We start from the raw sequence: 19,831 nt of genomic DNA, 5'->3' as shown, positions 1-19,831 counted from the left end.
GTAAAACTGTCATTTAAAACTCTTCTATGAATCAACCTCTGGCTGAAAGACTTCGACCAAAAACCTTAGACGACTATCTTAGTCAGCCACATCTTATTGGAGAAAACGGACCCCTACGAAAACAGATCAAACAGGGAATGATTCCTTCAATGATATTCTGGGGTCCTCCCGGTGTTGGTAAAACCACTCTGGCAAATATTATCGCCAATGAATCTGGCAGGCCATTTTATACCCTAAGTGCTATAAGTAGTGGAGTTAAGGATGTTAGGGAGGTCATTGAAAAAGCGAAGAAAAGCGAAGGGCTTTTTACCACAAAAAGCCCAATTCTTTTTATTGACGAGATACACCGTTTTAGTAAATCGCAGCAGGATTCATTATTAGGCGCGGTTGAAAAGGGCTGGGTAACGCTGATTGGAGCAACTACTGAAAATCCCAGTTTTGAGGTCATTTCAGCATTGCTTTCTAGGTGTCAGGTCTATATTCTGAAACCATTTTCAAAAGAAGACCTCATCGTTTTGCTCAAGAGGGCTATGAAGGATGATGAAATCATTTCGGCAAAAAAAGTAAAGTTGAAGGAAACTGAAGCCCTTCTCCGTCTAAGCGGCGGTGATGCCAGAAAACTACTTAACATATTTGAACTGGTAGTAACTTCAGAAGGTCAGAATACTGAGATCACCAACGATCTGGTGCTTTCCAAAGTACAGCAAAACACAGTTTTATATGACAAGACAGGAGAACAACATTACGACATAATTTCAGCTTTTATCAAATCCATTCGGGGAAGCGACCCCAATGCTGCCGTGTACTGGCTGGCAAGGATGATAGAAGGCGGTGAGGATGTAAAATTCATTGCCCGAAGGCTTCTTATTTTAGCAAGTGAAGATATAGGCAACGCAAATCCAACCGCTCTGGTAATCGCTAACAATTGCTTTCAGGCTGTAAACACCATAGGTTATCCGGAAGCAAGGATCATCCTTAGCCAGTGTGTAACCTATCTTGCCACCTCTCCAAAAAGCAATGCCTCGTATATGGCTATAAATGAAGCTCAGCGTTTGGTAAAGAAAACCGGCAATCTATCTGTTCCGCTGGCTATCAGAAATGCGCCAACAAAGCTCATGAAAGATATAGGCTACGGAAAAGATTACAAGTATGCTCATAACCATGAAGGCAATTTTGTGGAAGCCGAATTTATGCCTGAAGAAGTTAAGAACACAACATTATACCAACCAGGCAATAATCAGAGAGAAAATGCCCAAAGAGAATTCCTTAGAAAAAGATGGAAAAAGAAATACGGTTATTGATTCTCTAATTCGTATTTGAGCATTACCTTTTTGTTTTCCTGTCTGCTGAAATATTCAACGATTAGATTATTATCAGCATCAAAATAGGCTATCCCCTGATTGGTAAGGGAATTATAGATAAAGCTTTTACCTCCTTCGGTCTCTATAAGAATAGCAATAGGCTCGGAAGTATTTTCCGGGTATAAACCATATCCCTCTGAAGTTTCCTTTAAAGAATAAGTTTTGCCTGCATACAGATACTTTTTGGTTCCTTCGATCTGTAAATCAGATAATTCCCCTTCCTCTTCTTCAGCTTCCTCAAGCTCTTTTTCTGCAATTTCCTCAATAACTTCTTCCACCTCTTCTTCTTCCATCTCCTCCTCGTCCACTTCTATTTTTCCCGGCAGGGAAAGCTTTGCGGAAATACTTTCACCTTTATCAATGGCAGATGGTTGATATGCGTAATCAAGCTCTTTTATTGACTTGAAAGCATCTCTCAAGGCTTCCTTATAGGCAACTTCATATTCCTTTTCCCTGCTCCTTCCCTCTTCGGAACGAAATACCTCATTGCCATAGCAGTCTTCAAGTATGAGCACTAATTTTGTAACGAAGAGACCTGAATTATTTTCAACTTTGGTATCCAAGGCAAGACAGGGATCCTTTCTAAGATCTTCAGGCTTCTCTCCTATTTTCATATATGTATTGAAACCCTCCTTTTCGAAAAGGAATTTTGTAAGTGAATTAAGGCGGTATTGGTCAACATCCCCAGTGAATTCATATGTTTTAGGGATCAGAATATATTTGTACTGATCCAGGCTCTGGGCTGATGAAATAAAAATTATTCCGAAGCTGAAAAATGCCACAAGTAAATTTCTCATAGGTCTTTAAATATAAATTGCATCCCCAATTGCAGGGAAGCACTGTTTGCTTTTGCTAAGTTAGTATAACCAATAATATCATTGGCCGAAAGATAAATATTAAAATTCTTAAAACGGGAAGATACCATTAAGCCCAGTTTAGTGAGACTATAATCATCTACGCCGTAGGCAAGCCGAAAGCGCAGATTATCGTTGACCTTTCGGTCCCAGTAGGCCGTCACACCATAGGTAGGCCCTTTACTCCTGTTCACGCCGGATATAAGCATCCCAAAAAGGTTCATATACCGCGGTTTCTTACTTATAAGATAATCACAGGGAAGGATGGACTTTCCGGTACCAAACTCAAAAGAAGCATTGAACTTAAGAGGGCGCCAGGTGTTATATTCGGTATAGGTGGTCTCATCCTTAAGATTTGCATCCAGTTGCTCTTCAAATACCTCCCAATACGGAATTGTGGCCTGATTGCTGTCCAGCTCAGGAAATAAAGGTTCCAGACCATTGGTGCCATAGGATCCGAAATAATGGTAATTTTCAACATCCTTCTGGTGAAACATTAAACCAAGGTCCTGAATAGATGCGTTGATTGCAAACTGCTCGGTGACCCTGTAATTGAAGCCAAGATCTATTCCCACTCCAACATTCTGTCCGAAAAAAGACCGACTCAAAAGTTCTGCTACCGCCTGATCTACCGTCATGCTATCCCGTTCCTTTAAAGAGGCATATCCAGACGTATTCACAAGAACATCAAGGCCATCTAGCTCATGCCTGTAAAAATTTGGCCCATTGGGAGTTTCAATTGTTCTGAAAGCACCGTCATTCTTTGTGCTTTCCACATTAAAGATTCCTGAATATAACTTTGCCCGTGCTCCTACCGAAAGTTTGGGATCCACCTTATAATTATAGCCCAGGTGATAAGTAGTAAGCACTTCACCCGTAAAATTAGCATCAGAAAAATTAAAGTCCTGCCCTATATAATCCGCATTTCCCTCAAAAGCGAGTACTGCCGGATCTTTAGGGAAATAGGCAAATACGTCCAGCTCCTGATACAACCCGGCTGATACGTAGCCCCTTTCTCCCACCTTCCATCCAAAGGAAAGGATCTCCCACTGTTCGTTAACCGAAAAGTAATCTCCAGCAGTTATCCTCTGCATTACATTCTGAACCCGCTGGTTAACATTGGGGTTTTCATCACTAAAAATATCATGAGCAGTGACCCCAGTTGAACCGGCAAAAATATGGATCTGGGAAAAAAAAGGAACTCCTATATGCCTTGTAAAGTCAATTCTGGTACCTGGATTTTGCAAAAGAGCCTGAGGAAGATCATCTACATTGTACAGCAAGGGTCTGTTCTGACCAAAACACAAAACTGAAGTAAAAAGAAATAATATCAGGATCTTATTCCGCATATTAAAATTCAAACTTGAACAGACCTTTTGAAGAAAAGTCAAGTTTGCCTTCAATATCCTTTCCTCCATCTATCATCTCCAGTTCCACAAGCATTTGGATAGATCGCCTCACCTTAACAATATTGCTTCCCTCCATGACATGTATCGTATCCATCACCGCGATAGAATCTGTAGCCCCCGCAGGAATAGTGTAATTCACACTAAACTGTTCGCGGCCATTATTGTTTAAAAACCGGATTTTACTTTTTATCTCGTTCGGAAAGCTATTTTCATGCCGAAAATGGAATTCAGCATACATAAGACCATCCTGAATATAGTCGTCATCAAGAAATTCAAGTCTTACGGTATCACGAATTACAGGGGAATATGCATTTGTTTCAGAATCAAGGAAATCATTTTCATTAAGCTGATAAAAGAGCAGATCGACATCCAGATCGGGTGTCAGTTCTATATCCTTAGCCTGACCAAAATCAACATCCTTGAAACAGGAAATCAGTGAAAGGCTCAATCCTGCCACTAATATTGGTATGATTTTCAGTCTATGGGGTAACATCAGGCTTTCTTTGCCAAACGAAAATACCCATTCTTTATTGTTATAAATAATTAAGGAGCTCTTTTAACTTTTTGATCTGGGGAAACTGATTTTGAGAAACTTGATCAGTGATATCAAGGTAAATAGCGTGCAAACCGAATTGTGAGGCCCCTACAATATCGGCCTCAAGATTATCGCCAATCATAACCGATTTTTGAGGTAAAGCTTCACATTTCTGCAAGGCCTTTTCAAAGATCTGCGGATGTGGCTTTTTCACTCCGGCCTCTTCGGAAGTGGTGACAGTCTGAAAAAAATCGAATATACCAGAGTTTACCATCTTTCTTTGCTGAACCTCCTCAAAACCATTGGTGATAATATGAAGTTTATAGATTCTGCTTAAATGTTCCAGAATTTCAATACTACCTTCAAGAAGATGATTATTATTTGGCAAATATTCTATATAATCGTCGGCAATGGAATTGATAGTTGTATCGCAGGCTTCAAACCGAAGGGAATCAAAACTTTCTTTCAACCGCCCGTATCTCAATGCTTCCTTACTTACCGAATTATTACGATATAGCTCCCAGTATTTAAAGTTTATTGGTTTATAGACTTCCAGAAAACCCTCCAGATCTATCTCCAGGGATTGCTTCTTAAATATTTCCCTGAAGGCAAGCGCAGAATTCCGGTCAAAATCCCACAGAGTATGATCCAGGTCGAAAAAAATATGTTCTATATCATTCAATTTCATGAATCTGCTTTAAATAGGAATAATATAAATTTTTATTGGAATAACTGGAAAAATCGTGATTTAAAAATACACCCCTGAAAATTCCTCCTACTTGTTTTACTTCCAGGAGCATTCGTTTAAGGTCTTCGCGCAGTTTATTTTCCGGAATGCTTTGGACCACCGATGAGTGAAATGCATACGGATGCACTTTTAAGGGTGTGGTGATTTCCATATTTATATCGTAAAATAGAAAGGGTGTAGAGGTCCCCGCCCTGAAACCAGGCACATCAGGATAACCCATTGAATGATCATTATTTATCTCAAGTTCGATAAGGTCATTATAATTTTCTGGCAACCTTAGATTGAATTTTGAGTTCATGGCATGCTCCACAGGACTATGCACAATCTCTTCCATCCTGAGTTTTTCCTTTCTAAGGCTTTTTATCTCTTCCATAGCATAGTAACCCATCAGCAGTCCTACCTTGGTATAATCTGCCACCGATTTGATCACCGCTCTGTGAGGGATACGGTTATGACTAATATTGCGATCGTAAATCGAAAAGTCACTCAGTTGAAACATGAACATCATATATACCTTATGCTCTTTGATTAGAGCTATGAGATCATCAAAAATGTCATAAGGATCATCTTTTAGCCTGGACCATACCTGAAGTCTGTCAATCACCCTGCCTAAATTAAGACTGACGAGATCAAGGAGCATCCCGATAAAACTTCTCAAAAACCCTTTGTTCTTAAAGACAAATGTGTTTTCACAGGTTATAATGGAACCCGATTTGAATTTTCTTTGAGTCACCTGGAGGTTAGGAAAACGATCTAATAATATCTCACTGAACTTCTGAGCCCAGATATCTACTACCGGCTTGTGCAGGAAACTTTCCTGGAATGCCAGACTTTCAGCAGCCGGGAAGCGTCCGGCTTCATCTTTCACATGGGGTAGGTATTCTTCATATCTGCTTAATAAATAAAAAGAAGCAGCAAAAATATCGAAAGGAAGATCACTGGCTTCGGGAACAGGGAAAAAACATAGGGTGTCATCCCATGGCTGCACTTTAATTTCCAGTTCTGAAAAGCCCTGTTCCATCAAAAGGTCTACCTTTTGTATAAAGAATTCGTTACCCAAAGCCTGCCTGCCGTAAGAAAGCTTCGCCCCATCATGAGCGATAAATTCTTCAATTTTTGAAGTGAACTTAATAGGAATACCCAAAAGATGTGTACAAATATGTTTGAACACATACATAATTCTGGGTGTAACTTTCTGGGTGTAGATTAATAACATTCAACAGCTATCTTAAAGCATACCTTCATCGGCAAAGCTAAGGTAGGATTTTTCAGTTACAATAAGATGGTCAAGAACTTTGATGTCCAGACTTTCTGCCGCAGTTTTTAGTTTTTTTGTAAGCTGCTTATCTGCTTCGCTGGCTTTCAAATTCCCTGACGGATGATTATGCACCAGGATAAGCGAGACAGCCCCAAGCTCCAGAGCTTTCTTAAGCGTTATCCTCACATCTACCAAAGTCCCGGTAATACCTCCTTTACTCACCTGAAATTGTTCAATAATCTTATTGCTGTTATTGAGGTAGATGATCCAGAATTCCTCATGTGGCAATTCTCCCAGAATAGGTAGCATGATCTCGTACACAGAATTACTGGAAGTTATTTTCTTCTGTTCCAGAGTTTCTTCAAGTCTTCTGCGCCTTCCCAATTCAAGAGCTGCTACAATTGTTACCGCTTTGGCAGGTCCAATCCCCTTAAACTTACACAATTGGTTAACGGAAAGTTTTCCGAGTTCATTCAGGTTGTGGTGGGTTGATGATAGAATTCTTTTACTTAATTCAACAGCACTTTCATTCCTGCTCCCAGAGCCAAGTAAAATAGCTATTAATTCCGAATCGCTGAGACTGGCTTTTCCTTTCTGAAGCAACTTTTCCCTGGGCCGGTCATCCTCGGCCCATTTCTTAATACTGAGGTTTATTCTTTCATTATTCATCTTATGCTAAAGATAAACAATGGATCGAAATTGAAGCAAAACCTATTGAAAATGAATTAACTAAATAACCGATTTTAATTCCTCCAGATCCAAACCTCCATAATTACCACTACTCATCAGTAATAAAACGGTATCCTCCAGTGAAAGGTTATTCAATTCTTCTTTAAAGCCTTCGGAGGTAGTAAAAACCTTGAGACCATTTTTATTAAATGCATCTTTGATCTGATCTATAGTGACGGGATCCAGTTTCTTAATGGCGACCGCATCTGGTGAATAAAACACCAGTGCTTCATCTGCCGGCTCCAGACTATTTTTATATTCCTTCAGAAACTCCGAATTCAGACTGCTGTATGTATGCAATTCCAGACAGGCTACAAGCTTTTTTTCAGGGTATTGCTCCCTTACTGCGGCGGTACTTGCAGCAACTTTGGATGGACTATGTGCGAAATCCTTGAAAACAATAGTAGACCCGGTTTCGACAATTTTTTCAAGACGTTTGGAAGCACCTCTAAATGTAGCAATCGCTTCAAAGAAATCATCTTCATCAATCCCCATATGCTGGCAGATCCACTTGGCCCCGGCAAGATTATTAAGATTATGTCTTCCAAATATCTCCAGTGGCAATTCACCTTCCGGCACATCAAGAATTGTCTCATTGCCTTCGGTATGATAATCGGGTGTGTGATAAGGATGTTTCCTGATGGGATTTTGAGACTCTTCAGCCAGCCTCTTTACCTCCGGATCCTCTTCATTGTAAACCAGAATCCCACCATTCACAATCGAATCTATAAAAATCCTGAACTGCTCTACATAATTCTCATAAGTGGGAAAAACATTTATGTGGTCCCAGGCAATGCCACTTAAAAGGGCGATATTAGGCTTATATAAATGAAATTTCGGTCTTCTGTCTATCGCTGAAGAAAGATATTCATCCCCTTCTATTAAGATGAAGTCATTTTCATCGGTCAACTTAACAGGGTTTTCCAGTCCCTGCACCGTTGCCCCAACCATATAATCGATTTCTCTTTCATGATAATTCATCACATGAAGAATCATAGAAGTAATTGTGGTCTTTCCATGTGAACCTCCAATTACAACCCTGGTTTTGTTTTTGGACTGATCATATAAGAACTCAGGGTAGGAATATATTTTAAGACCTAATTCTTTGGCTTTCTCCAATTCCGGGTTATCGGCTTTCGCATGCATCCCGAGGATCACTGCATCTAGTTGCGAAGTGATATTCTCCTGAAACCAACCCATACTTTCCGGCAGCAATTCATTTGCTTCAAGTTTTGATCTTGAAGGCTCAAAAATGGCATCATCGCTGCCCGTAATTTCATGACCTTTCTTTTTCAAGGCGATGGCCAGACTATGCATGGCACTCCCTCCAATAGAAATAAAGTGAATTTTCATGGAAATAATTTGTGCAAAGATAAAATTTTGAAAGAGCCGAGAGGACTATTATTAGAGTCTTTGGATTTTTTGTTTTTCAGCCAGTGCTTTTTCGAATTCAGGATCTATGGCAAGAGATCTTTCAATATGATCTAAGGCAGCTTGCCGGTTATTCTGCGCTCTTTCAATTTGAGCAAGACGGAGGTATGCCCAGGCAGGGCTTTTAAGGTCTTTGTAACCGTAATTTTGGATATACTCGGTCAACAACCTTTTTCCTTCCTCCAGCTGTATTTCATAGATAGCCGCAGCCTCTCCCAATTCGTATTTAAGATAATTCCTGGTAAGTAAATTAGGCTTTCTCACGGCAGCCCTAATAGCTTCGTTATACTTGTTAGCTGCAAGTTCCCTGTACTTTTCAAATTTATAGATGTAAGCGTCAGCCAAAAGCGCATCAACTTCATTTAAGCGATCCAGATCAGAAGCATAGCTTTCCGCTATTGCTCTACTTCCCCCAATAAAACTGGGAATCTGCATATACAGCTCAACCAGAGCTCTCCTTGTCTCGGTATGTTGCGGATCAAGCTCAGCGGCTTTTTTCAAATACTTTTTTATATCACCGAGGAGCAATGCGGCCTGGAATTTAGAACCATAATAAGCCTTCATTCCCATTGCACCTCCCAGCTTAAAATTATACATGGCATTTTCGGGATCTTTTTCCACCAGGTTTTTATAATGCTTTATGGCTTCATCCCAGTTTTTATTAAAACTGGCGATATCTCCCAAAAACTCTATAGCTTTCGGCTTATTTTCATGGTTCTGAAATATTTTTTTAGCTTCATCGATTTCTCCATTGTTGAGCTTGCTTTCCCCATCAGCCATACTGGTTTGAGCGAATGACATACCTACAAAAAGGTAAAATAAACCGACGAGGTGCTTAAAGTTTGTTAACATAGATAAATTTTTCTTAAATTTAATCCAATTAAGACCCTGTTTACCAATCTAATTGGGTTAATATGCTAATAATTGTTAAGATGTTACTTAAAACAACTCGGCATATTAAAAATTATTTTAATATTTGTGCAACTTTTAATGAGTTTTAACCTAATACTAATTGAAATTAACACCTAGCCTATGCAAAATTTTACTTTGAGGTTTAAGGGGAAAATCTTTTACCTCCTTGCCTCATTTTTTCTTATCGGAACCTTGTCCTCCTTTGGGCAGGACTGCGCGACAGTGGCAGATGATGATACCGGCACTGCTGGTAATCAGCAAGAGTATTGCTACTTACAGACAATTCAAGATCTAATCAATAATGGTACCAGTGGTGGTACGAATACTGCGATCTTTGAAACTTCGGATACTGTTAATGACACTGATCCTATCGATTCAGCTGAACTACTTACAAATGAAGTTACTTATTATGTAGGAAGCACAACCGAAGATTGTGACAGAGTAGCTGTCTTTATTACTGTAAAGGCAGCTTTAACACCAAAGAATACTATAACCGACAGTCGAGACGACTTTACTTTATCACCTTGTGTATCTTCCGGATTTACAGTAGGAGAACTAAGGAATTTATTTAATGCTGATAATTTAGATTACCAAATTGAGGTCTACGACAGTGAATCTGGAACAGATGCCCTAACTGACGATACTGCTGAGCTTACACCAGGGGAAAGCTATTTTGTGGGACAGGTTTCAACTGTCTCAGGGAACTGTCCTTCTACCAGAGCTGCTGTTGGATACGATCCTACAGAGGCACCGGGTCCTACCGCAGATGCTAATCAAACTTTTTGTGAAAGCGCCACGGTAGCTGATTTAGTTGCTAACGGAACAGAACCAAACACTCAAGCCATCAGATGGTATAGAAATAGAAATTCCAGCACCCCATTGGCAGACAACGTTGCTTTAATTGATGGAGAAGATTATTTTGCCGGTCAGGTTGTAAACGACCGTAATGACCCATTCCCTCCTTGTGAAACGCCAATGGCAGATAGAACAGCTGTTGTGGTTACATTAACTCCTGGGCCAGATGCTGGCATGGACAATTCGGGTATTATTTGTGAAGAAAATGTAACTGACACATTTCCATCCTATGATGCCGTTAGAAATTTTTATTTATCATTATTGGATCCGGGAGTACCTTCAGATGGTACTTTCGATCCTACCATTGAACAAATGGTAGATATTTATAATGCTGATACCGATGGACTTGGAGATTTTACTACTACCTATACGATCGGAGAACCAGGTTGTGAAGATTCTGTTCAGTTAACTGCAAGTGTAATCGCAAACAGTGATGCTGAAGCCGGAGACTTTGATGATATTACTGGGGTTTGTTCCAGCGCATCAATGATCGATCTAACAAGCCTTTCAAACAACAATTCGGCTGCACAATCCGGAGGTACATTTTCTGGAACGGGTGTTTCAGAAAATATGTTCGATCCTGCTATTGGGGAAGGCACTTATACCATCACCTATACGGTCGACGACACTTCAGGAGACTGTATAAACGGAACTGATTTCACAGAATTTTTTATATCTGTTGAGGAACCTAATGCTGGAACAGATATTAACGAAACGGTATGTAGCTCAGACCTTGAGAATCCAACCGATTTTATTACAACATTAAATTCTTATTTAGCAGATGGAAGAGATACTGATGGGGTATTTACAGACGACTTAAATGCCATATATATTCAATATCAAGATGATCTTGCTAATGATAGACTTCCACAAGTTTATTCTACTTCTTACTTCGTGGGAGAGCCAGGTTGTTCAGATGAAGCTACTATTGATATTACAGTAAATCCTTCTCCTGATGCCGGAGAAAACGGAACTGCTGATTTAAGTTCTTCCGATGCTCCTGTAAATTTATTTGATTATCTAAATGGAACTCCGGACACGGGAGGAACCTGGAGTCCTGGTAATACTGATGGATCTTTTGATCCTTCTACTGGCACTTCTGGAAACTATACTTACAGTATCACTAACGAATATGGATGCTCAGACTCCGCAGTAGTTGCTGTTACTGTAGACTCGGAATGTACTGGTAATGAAGCCGGATCTGATAATGTGGGGATTGTTTGTGGAGATGAAGTGGCTGCTTTATTCCCGTCATATGACGCCGTTAGAAATTATTACCTAAGCCTTAAAGACTCTGGAGTACCAGCCGATGGAACTTTCGATCCAACAATCGAAGAAATGGTTGATATTTATAATGCTGATGAAGATGGGTTAGGTGATTTTACTACGACTTATACAGTAACAATAGATGGATGTACGGATTCAACAGAGCTTACTGCTAGAGTAATTGCCCGTGAAGCAGCAAATGCAGGGGATGACGTAGAACTGGAATTCTGTACAGGGGATGAGGATCAAAATCTTTATAATTATATAGCAGATGGTGCTCAAACAGATGGAACCTTCTCTGGATATCCTGAAGGAATTTTTAGTCCATCAACTGAAGGAAACGGCACTTATACTATTACTTATACAGTGGATGATTCTACTTCGTGTATTATTGAGGGTGACAGTGACACTGCTACGTTCACTATAATCGTTAACGAAGGTGATGCAAATGCAGGAGAAAATGCTACTGTAGAGCTAGCCTCCGATGCCGATCCAGTCAATCTTTATGATTTCCTTGGAGGAACTCCTGATGAAGATGGAACATGGGATCCGGTAGGAACTTTTGATCCGGCAACAGATACACCAGGAGTATTCACTTACACCGTAACAAATGGCGCATGTTCTGATTCGGCTACAGTAACTGTTACTATCGCTTCAGACGATTGTACGAATGTTGTAGCGGGAGCCGATAATATCGGAATCATTTGTGAAGATGAAGTGGCTGCTTTATTCCCGTCATATGACGCCGTTAGAAATTATTACCTAAGCCTTAAAGACTCTGGAGTACCGGCCGATGGAACTTTCGATCCAACAATCGAAGAAATGGTCGATATCTATAATGCTGATGCCGACGGACTTGGTGATTTCACTACGACTTATACCGTTACCATTGACGGATGTACAGATTCAGCAGAGCTTACTGCTAGAGTTATTGCTCCGGAAGAAGCCAATGCAGGAGAAGATATGGCTTTGACTTTCTGTACAGGAGATGTGGATGTTAACCTCTACGGTTATATTTCTGCAGAAGCTAATATGGATGGAACCTTTAATGGTTATTCTGAGGGAACGTTCAGCCCTTCCACTGAGGGTGCAGGAACCTACAGTATTACTTACACTGTAGATGATTCATCCTCATGTGTACTATCAGGGTCTACAGACACTGCTACTTTCACTATTACAGTGAACGAAGGCGATGCAGACGCTGGAGAAAATGCTACGGTGGAATTAGCTCCCGATGCAGATCCAATAAACCTTTTCGATTACCTTGGGGGAACTCCTGATGAAGATGGAACGTGGGATCCGGCCGGAACTTTTGATCCGGCAACCGATACACCGGGGGTATTTACTTATACCGTAACAGACGGTGCATGTTCTGATTCCGCTACCGTAACAGTAACCATCACTTCCGACCCAGATTGTACTGACGGACCTGATGCAGGAGCAGATCAGACTTTGGATATATGTCAACTAGAAGTTCAAACTTTATTCCCTGATAACACAAGTGTAAGAAACTTTTTCTTAGGTCTGCTTGAAGACGGAGTAGCTACCAATGGTACCTTCTCACCTTCTATTCAGGAAATAATAACTATTTACAATGCAGATGAAGATGGAATTGGCGACTTCTCAACTACTTATACTTTAACTTCAGGTGATTGCTCTGATTCAGCTTTCTTAACAGCGTCTGTGTATCCAGCAGACGTAATTAACGTCGGAACTATCGCTGATCAAAGCGTTTGTGTAAGTGACGATGCACTTGATCTATTCACTTTACTTCCTGATGGAGCAGATATGACGGGAGAGTTTGATGGATATACTGATGGGATGTTCGATCCTGCTGTTGAGGGAGAAGGCTCATTTGACATCTCCTATTCAGTAATGGATATTGGAAATTGTGCCGCTGGTGAAGCTAGTTTCACTATCACTGTGACCGATGCTGCTTTTGCAGGATCTGATATGGATCTCAGCGTTTGTATGAACGCTGGTGTTCAAAATCTGTTTGATTTCCTTTCGGCAGATGCAGATACTGATGGTGAATTTACTCTGGATGGTAATGTGATCACAGACGGAATGATGGATCCTTCTACTTTCGATGCAGGGGATTACGAAGTCCTTTATACTGTAACAGCTATTAATGATTGTGGGGATGACACTGCAACATTTAATATAACTGTTCAGGAAACTCCGGATGCACCAGATGTAGCGACTGCAGTTTCATACTGCGCTATCCAATCTCCAACAGGAGCAGATCTTATGGGAGATGACGATAACCTGACTTTCTATACAGATGAAGATCTTTCTATGATGCTAACAGCTGAGGAAGAACTTGTTGCTGGAACTTATTATGTAACTCAAACCAACGACGCCGGATGTGAGTCTGACGCAACTGCGATTGATGTAACTATTTCAGATCCAGGCACACCAACTATAGATGATGCTAATCCAAGCTTCTGCGAGTACGATGATCCTACGATCGCCGATCTTAACGATGCAGTAGATCAAACATCAAATGTAACATGGTACAGTTCCGCTGATGGTACTGAAGCTCTTAGCACCGGAACTGCCCTACAGGATGGCGTAACTTATTATGCTTCCCTGTATGATGTAGAGACCGACTGTGACAGCTCTGAAAGACTTGCGGTGACCGTGACTATCGAAGATTGTCCACTGTTGTTCCCTGAAGGTATTTCACCTAACGGCGATGGTAGAAATGACACTTTCGATATCGAAAACATAGAAAGAGAATATCCTAATTATACTATTGAGATCTACAACCGTTGGGGAGATGTAGTATACAAAGGAAACGCCAACACTCCGGACTGGGATGGATCAGCCAACCAGTCAGGTTCTTTAGGTGACGATGTTCTGCCTGTTGGAGTTTATTTCTATCTCCTAGATTTCAATGACGGGGTTACTGCTCCAAGAAAAGGAAAAGTATACTTAAGTAGATAATAAAAGGATAAACACGAGAAAGTAATGAAAAAAATAATCACAAAATATCTAATATTCGCAGGCATTATCCTTTTCTCCATAAAAGGTATGTCTCAACAAGATCCGCTCTTCACTCAGTATATGTATAACATGAGTGTAATAAATCCAGCCTATGCTACCGATGAACCCGGTATGCTGGATATGGGAGCAATCTACAGAGCTCAGTGGGTAGATGTTGAAGGTGCGCCACGCACCCTCAACTTCTTCGCCCATACTCCGGTAAGTGAGCGTGTAGAGTTAGGCCTAACAGTTGTCCATGATGAAATTGGTGGCTGGGTAAAGGAAAATAACATAACTGCCGATTTTGCTTATGTAATTCCAGCCAGTGAAACTACCAAACTATCATTTGGAGCAAAGGCCGGTTTAACTACCTGGGATGCTAATCTTTCAAATATTCCGCTTAACACGCCTGTAGATCCAGCGTTTGAAGACCAGAACGAGATCTTTCCGGTTTTCGGAGTGGGTGCATTCTGGTTTGGAGATAAACACTACTTTGGTGTTTCAGCCCCTAACCTGTTCACTTCAAAACATATTGAAAACAGTTCAGGACTTCAGGATCTTGGAGCAGAGGAAGTGCATTACTTCCTTACTGGGGGATATGTCTTCGGATTAAGTGAAAACTTTAAACTCAAGCCTTCTTTCATGGCCAGAGGAGTTAAAGGATCACCTCTTTCGGTAGATGTGAATGCTAACGTTCTTCTTTACGATCGTTTGGAAGCTGGTGTTGGATATAGATTTGACGAAAGCATTACCGGCCTGATCAATTTCAGAATCAGTCCTTCTTTAAGGATAGGGTATGCTTACGATTATCCGACCTACGATTTAAGCGACGATGGGTCACATGAGATCATGCTTTTATTTGATCTTGATCTATTTGGACTTAAAAAAGGATATGACAAATCACCGAGATTCTTCTAAAACCCGACTAACATGAAAAAATTATATAGTACACTTTTAATAATTTCTATAAGCGTTTCTGCCTTTACACAGAAGTCAGACATCAGGGACGGAAATAAATTTTTCGCCCAGGCAGCATACATAGATGCGGCAGACGCTTATGAAAACGTAAACGACAAGTCCCAGCAAGTTCTTCAGAATTTGGGAGACTCTTACTTCTATACAAATCAGATGCAGAACGCAGCTGAGGTATATGAATTATTGTTCCTGAGACATTCTGAGAACGTAGCAGACGAATACAAGTTCCGTTATGCGCATGCTTTGATGGCTGCCGGGAATTATGTAAAAGCTGATGAGTACATGAACCAGGTAACTGGTAAAAACTGGAACCATGAAGAATTTGCAGAAACATTAGACACTCTTGTTCCTCACAAATTCAAATATGATCAGGTAATGAACAATCAGTCTTCTTCAGACTTCGGGATTGCATTCTATGGAGACAGAGTGGCCTTCGCTTCTACCAGAAACCAGGAGCGTCCAATCTATCCATGGAACAAACTTCCTACTCTTGATCTCTATAGTGCAGAAATGAACGACGAAGGTGAAATGACCGATATCGTACTTTTCTCTGATGCGATCAATACAGATCAGCACGAAAGTTCTGCTACTTTTAGCCAGGACGGAAATGTTATGTTCTTTGACAGGACTAATGAAGATAGAGTTAAGAATGAAGATGATGTTCGTATAGCACATATTAGTCTTTATCGTGCCGAAAAGGTAGACGGCGAATGGACAAATATCACAAAACTGCCTTTTAGCAGTGAAGAATATTCGGTTGAGCATCCAAGCCTTAGTGCAGATGGAACCAAACTTTATTTTGCCAGTGATATGCCAGGCGGAAGTGGTTCATTTGACCTCTACGTGGTAGATGTTAATGAAGATGGAACCTACGGTTCTCCTCAGAACCTTGGTCCTGGAGTGAACACTCCTCACAGAGAGCAATTCCCTTTTATTAGTGAAGAAGATGTTCTTTATTTTGCTTCTGACGGACATCAGGGATTCGGAAACCTAGATATCTACAGAACCGAAGGTGATTTCTCTGAAGCTGAAAACCTGGGAGCCTCCATCAACGGCGGTCATGATGACTTCGCTTTTGTGATCAAAGAAGGAGAAGAAGAAGGATTCTTCGCTTCTAACAGAAGGGGCACAGATAATCTTTACCAGTTCGTTAGAGAAGAGAACGAAATCATTGAAGCTCCTACTGTAACCGACGAGACTAGCGGTCAGGATATCATTCCTATCGATGGAAGCAAGATCTACTTCGACTTTGACAAGGCTACTATCAAGCCAGAGTCTAAGCCGGTACTTGATTCTGTTGTTACTTATATGAACGACTATCCTAACATTAGAGTGAAGGTTGAATCTCATGCTGACGCAAGAGGTACCGACCAATACAACATGGATCTATCGGAAAGAAGGGCTGCTGCCACAGTTGACTACCTTGTAGAAAACGGTATTGACCGAAGCAGATTAACTTCTGAAGGATTTGGTGAGAGCAGACCGGTAAATGACTGTACTGAGCCAACCGGATGTACGGCAGAACAATACGCTAAGAACCGTAGAAGTACCTTCGTTGTATCAAATAATGGATCTTCTAAGAACACCGAAATGGAAGAAGGTTCAGAAATGGAAAATGAGGAAGAAAACTAAGTTTTCTAACCGATACTAACTAACCAATCAAAAAGTGAAAGCCCTGGAATTTTTATTCCGGGGCTTTTCTATTTAGAAGAAATAATAAATTCTATTTCTTAGGAGGATATCCTGCCAGGGCCTTTTCAACTATCTTATCAAATCGTTCCTGCCGTTGCTCCGGAGCCGCATTTATATTAAAAGGACTTTCAACAACCGCCTGCCAGACCAGCGCGTCCTTTTCAACGTCAATAAAATCAAATGTGAGTTTCAGATAAGTATCCATCTGGCCAACTGGAATCCCACCAGAAACCCCTACACCAACATTTCCGCCGCCTCCACCAATACCAACTCCTACACGGCTTCTGTTATCCTGCTCAAACCTTTCAGTATAGACATTAACATAGATTCCCGCATCATCAGCCTTAGAGAATCCTTTTGCCTGCATCTTATTATTAAGACTTTGGATCAACCTGCTTTCGTCTAACTGACTGAGGCCGGATTGAAATTCCGGAAAGAGCGCATAGGTTGAGTAATTAGAAAAGTTAACCTGCTGATCGTAATCGTATACAGCCTGAGGAGTATTACAGGCTGCTAAAAACAATAAAAAGAAAGAATATTTAAGTAGTCGCATAACTGATTTTTACTAAAATTACGCAAAATCAGTTCCAGACTTGAGTGGTTTAACAGGAATTAAACAGGCTCTTTATTAAGCATTTGCCATAATTTATCCTTCAATTCGGTAAGACCGTTCTGGGCTACCGAAGAAATAAATAAATAAGAAAGCTTTAAATTCTCGTCCAGTTCATTGGCCAACTCTTCTTTCAATTCAGCATCCAGAAGATCGCTTTTGGAAATAGCGATAAGTCTGTCTTTATCCATTAATTCAGGATTATACCTCCTCAGTTCATCCAGAAGAATATCGTACTGTTTTTTGATGTCTGGTGCATCTGCCGGGATCAGAAACAGAAGTGTGGAATTCCTTTCAATATGTCTTAGGAATCTATGACCAAGTCCTTTTCCTTCTGCAGCACCTTCAATTATACCAGGAATATCGGCAATCACAAAAGTTTGAAAATCCCGATATTTTACGATTCCCAGGTTAGGTTTAAGCGTAGTAAATTCATAATCGGCTATCTTGGGCTTAGCCGCTGTGATCACAGAAAGCAAGGTAGACTTACCGGCATTAGGGAATCCAACCAGTCCTACATCAGCCAGAACTTTTAATTCCAGGGTGATATCGAGCTGCTGTCCGTCAATTCCCGGTTGTGCATAGCGAGGTGTCTGGTTGGTAGAACTTTTAAAATGCCAGTTTCCACGTCCTCCCATTCCACCTTCAGCCACAATAAATTCCTGACCGTCCTCGGTAATCTCTTTAATGATCTTATTTGTTTCGGAATCCCGTATAACGGTTCCAAGTGGAACTTCTATATAGGCATCTGAACCATCTGCTCCCGTACTTCTCTGTTTACCTCCATCGCCTCCATGCTCAGCTTTAACATGTCTTTGAAATTTGAGATGATATAAGGTCCAGAGATTTTTGTTGCCCTTCACAATTACATGCCCTCCACGGCCACCATCACCTCCATCCGGTCCTCCTTTAGCAATATACTTTTCACGGTGGAGATGAGCAGAACCCTTCCCTCCTTTTCCGGAAAAAATATGCATCTTCACATAGTCAACAAAATTCCCTTCAGTCATTCTCTTTTATTTCATTAGCTTATCGATCACAACGCTCAAACGCTCTGTGATCTCCTCAATACTTCCTACTCCGTCAACTCCATAATACCTATCCTGCTTCTGATAGTAATTCTTTAAAATAGCAGTTTCATCGTAATAAACCTTAATTCTATTTCTTATAACAGCCTCATCAGCATCATCGGGTCTTCCCGAGGTTTTTCCTCTTTCAAGCAAACGCTCAACCAGAATATTATCTTCCACCTCAAGAGCTATCATCGCATGCACCATAGTCCCCTTAGACTCCAGGAATTCCTCAAGCGCGTCGGCCTGAGCTTCGGTACGTGGAAATCCGTCGAAAATAAAACCGTTGGCGTCTTCATTCTTTTCAACTTCAGCCTTCAGCATATTGATGGTTACCTCATCTGGCACCAGCTGACCTTTATCTATGTATGATTTGGCACTAAGCCCCAGTGCAGTCTGATTTTTAATATTGAACCTGAAGACATCCCCTGTAGAAATGTGTACCAGATCATATTTATCCTTAAGAATTGTTGCCTGTGTCCCTTTGCCTGCGCCGGGAGGCCCAAACAATACTAAATTTGTCATTTTACTTTCTTTGCGTTTATAAACTTGAGTAAGATTACGTCCAAGACCATCATAATCCAGCCCGTAACCTACAATGAATTTATTAGGTATCTCCATTCCTATATAATCTAAAGGAATGTTCTTTTTATAGGCTTCCGGCTTGTAAAACAAGGTAACCACCTTGTAATCCTTAACTTCGCCCTGTTTTAAAATCTGATCAATTTCTACCAGCGTATTTCCAGTGTCTACAATATCCTCCAGCAGGATCACAGTTCTGCCTTTAAGTTCCTGATTGAGGCCAAGCAGAGTTTTAACTTTGCCCGTACTTTCTGTACCTTCATAAGAACCCATTTTTACAAAACTTATCTCGCAATCTCCCTTGAATCTTTTGATCACTTCAGAAGCGAACATGAAAGATCCATTCAGTACCCCAAGGAATACCGGTTTTTTATCTCCAAAATCCCGGTTAAGTTGTTCCGAAATCTTCTCTATCGTGCTTGTAATTTCTCCTTCAGAAATAAAAGGTTCAAATTCAAGATCATGCAGTTTTATCAAAATTTCCAGATTTAAAGTGGCAAAGATAAGGAATCTACATAAGCCTCCCATCCCGATTTCTTATGGATTATGCATTGCA

At 40.7% G+C, this 19,831-nt stretch carries 15 protein-coding genes; 4 read left to right on the top strand and 11 right to left on the bottom strand.

The features are described from left to right. The first annotated feature begins 26 nt into the window (after positions 1-26). The gene (locus tag EZJ28_RS10650) at positions 27-1,301 is read left to right on the top strand and encodes a replication-associated recombination protein A (RefSeq protein ID WP_131397677.1); all 1,275 of its coding nucleotides are present in this window, start codon (positions 27-29) and stop codon (positions 1,299-1,301) included. Here EZJ28_RS10650 and EZJ28_RS16030 read toward each other — a convergent pair. The 8 genes from EZJ28_RS16030 to EZJ28_RS10610 form a co-directional block, all read right to left on the bottom strand. Further along, entirely contained in the window at positions 1,295-2,158 is an 864-nt protein-coding gene (locus EZJ28_RS16030) for a hypothetical protein (protein ID WP_165499070.1), read from the bottom strand. The two genes, EZJ28_RS10650 and EZJ28_RS16030, sit on opposite strands and share 7 nt — an antisense overlap. Further along, positions 2,155-3,564, bottom strand: coding sequence for a DUF5723 family protein (locus EZJ28_RS10640; RefSeq protein WP_131397675.1), 1,410 nt, complete (start codon positions 3,562-3,564; stop codon positions 2,155-2,157). The genes EZJ28_RS16030 and EZJ28_RS10640 overlap by 4 nt, the downstream gene beginning before the upstream one ends. 1 nt (position 3,565) lies before the next feature. Then, complete coding sequence (locus tag EZJ28_RS10635; RefSeq protein ID WP_165499069.1) at positions 3,566-4,081, bottom strand: hypothetical protein; 516 nt, start codon at positions 4,079-4,081, stop codon at positions 3,566-3,568. 76 nt (positions 4,082-4,157) lie between these two features. Continuing rightward, on the bottom strand, positions 4,158-4,847 hold the full coding sequence (locus EZJ28_RS10630) for a YjjG family noncanonical pyrimidine nucleotidase (RefSeq protein WP_131397671.1): 690 nt from the start codon (positions 4,845-4,847) through the stop codon (positions 4,158-4,160). Further along, positions 4,834-6,123 (bottom strand): polysaccharide deacetylase family protein, encoded by a 1,290-nt coding sequence (locus EZJ28_RS10625; RefSeq protein ID WP_131397669.1) that lies wholly within the window; start codon positions 6,121-6,123, stop codon positions 4,834-4,836. The genes EZJ28_RS10630 and EZJ28_RS10625 overlap by 14 nt, the downstream gene beginning before the upstream one ends. A gap of 12 nt (positions 6,124-6,135) precedes the next feature. Next, the gene (gene radC, locus EZJ28_RS10620) at positions 6,136-6,834 is read right to left on the bottom strand and encodes a DNA repair protein RadC (RefSeq protein ID WP_131397667.1); all 699 of its coding nucleotides are present in this window, start codon (positions 6,832-6,834) and stop codon (positions 6,136-6,138) included. A 60-nt stretch (positions 6,835-6,894) separates the two neighbouring features. After that, on the bottom strand, positions 6,895-8,247 hold the full coding sequence (gene murC, locus EZJ28_RS10615; RefSeq protein WP_131397665.1) for a UDP-N-acetylmuramate--L-alanine ligase: 1,353 nt from the start codon (positions 8,245-8,247) through the stop codon (positions 6,895-6,897). A gap of 51 nt (positions 8,248-8,298) precedes the next feature. Continuing rightward, positions 8,299-9,177 carry a lipopolysaccharide assembly protein LapB gene (locus tag EZJ28_RS10610; RefSeq protein ID WP_131397663.1) on the bottom strand — a complete coding sequence of 293 codons (879 nt, stop codon included), beginning with the start codon at positions 9,175-9,177 and terminating at the stop codon, positions 8,299-8,301. Positions 9,178-9,357: 180 nt separating this feature from the next. Here EZJ28_RS10610 and EZJ28_RS10605 point away from each other — a divergent pair, with 180 nt between their 5' ends. The 3 genes from EZJ28_RS10605 to EZJ28_RS10595 are packed head-to-tail and all read left to right on the top strand — an operon-like array spanning position 9,358 to position 16,953. Then, the gene (locus tag EZJ28_RS10605) at positions 9,358-14,307 is read left to right on the top strand and encodes a gliding motility-associated C-terminal domain-containing protein (protein ID WP_131397661.1); all 4,950 of its coding nucleotides are present in this window, start codon (positions 9,358-9,360) and stop codon (positions 14,305-14,307) included. A 24-nt stretch (positions 14,308-14,331) separates the two neighbouring features. Beyond that, positions 14,332-15,264, top strand: a complete 933-nt coding sequence (locus EZJ28_RS10600) for a type IX secretion system membrane protein PorP/SprF (protein WP_131397659.1) — start codon at positions 14,332-14,334, stop codon at positions 15,262-15,264. A gap of 12 nt (positions 15,265-15,276) precedes the next feature. Beyond that, positions 15,277-16,953: an OmpA family protein gene (locus tag EZJ28_RS10595; protein ID WP_165499068.1), complete on the top strand. Its 1,677-nt coding sequence runs from the start codon at positions 15,277-15,279 to the stop codon at positions 16,951-16,953. A 91-nt stretch (positions 16,954-17,044) separates the two neighbouring features. Here EZJ28_RS10595 and EZJ28_RS10590 read toward each other — a convergent pair whose 3' ends face one another. From EZJ28_RS10590 to EZJ28_RS10580, 3 genes are read right to left on the bottom strand one after another with little or no spacing between them, the layout of a single operon-like run. Then, the gene (locus EZJ28_RS10590) at positions 17,045-17,566 is read right to left on the bottom strand and encodes a DUF4136 domain-containing protein (protein ID WP_131397657.1); all 522 of its coding nucleotides are present in this window, start codon (positions 17,564-17,566) and stop codon (positions 17,045-17,047) included. 59 nt (positions 17,567-17,625) lie between these two features. Continuing rightward, positions 17,626-18,633: a GTPase ObgE gene (gene obgE / locus EZJ28_RS10585; RefSeq protein WP_131397656.1), complete on the bottom strand. Its 1,008-nt coding sequence runs from the start codon at positions 18,631-18,633 to the stop codon at positions 17,626-17,628. 6 nt (positions 18,634-18,639) lie between these two features. After that, on the bottom strand, positions 18,640-19,752 hold the full coding sequence (locus EZJ28_RS10580; protein WP_165499067.1) for an adenylate kinase: 1,113 nt from the start codon (positions 19,750-19,752) through the stop codon (positions 18,640-18,642). Positions 19,753-19,831 lie beyond the last annotated feature (79 nt).

Source organism: Gramella sp. KN1008, assembly GCF_004332155.1.
Taxonomy (GTDB): Bacteria; Bacteroidota; Bacteroidia; order Flavobacteriales; family Flavobacteriaceae; genus Christiangramia.
This window is presented reverse-complemented; position numbering and strand designations above follow the sequence as displayed.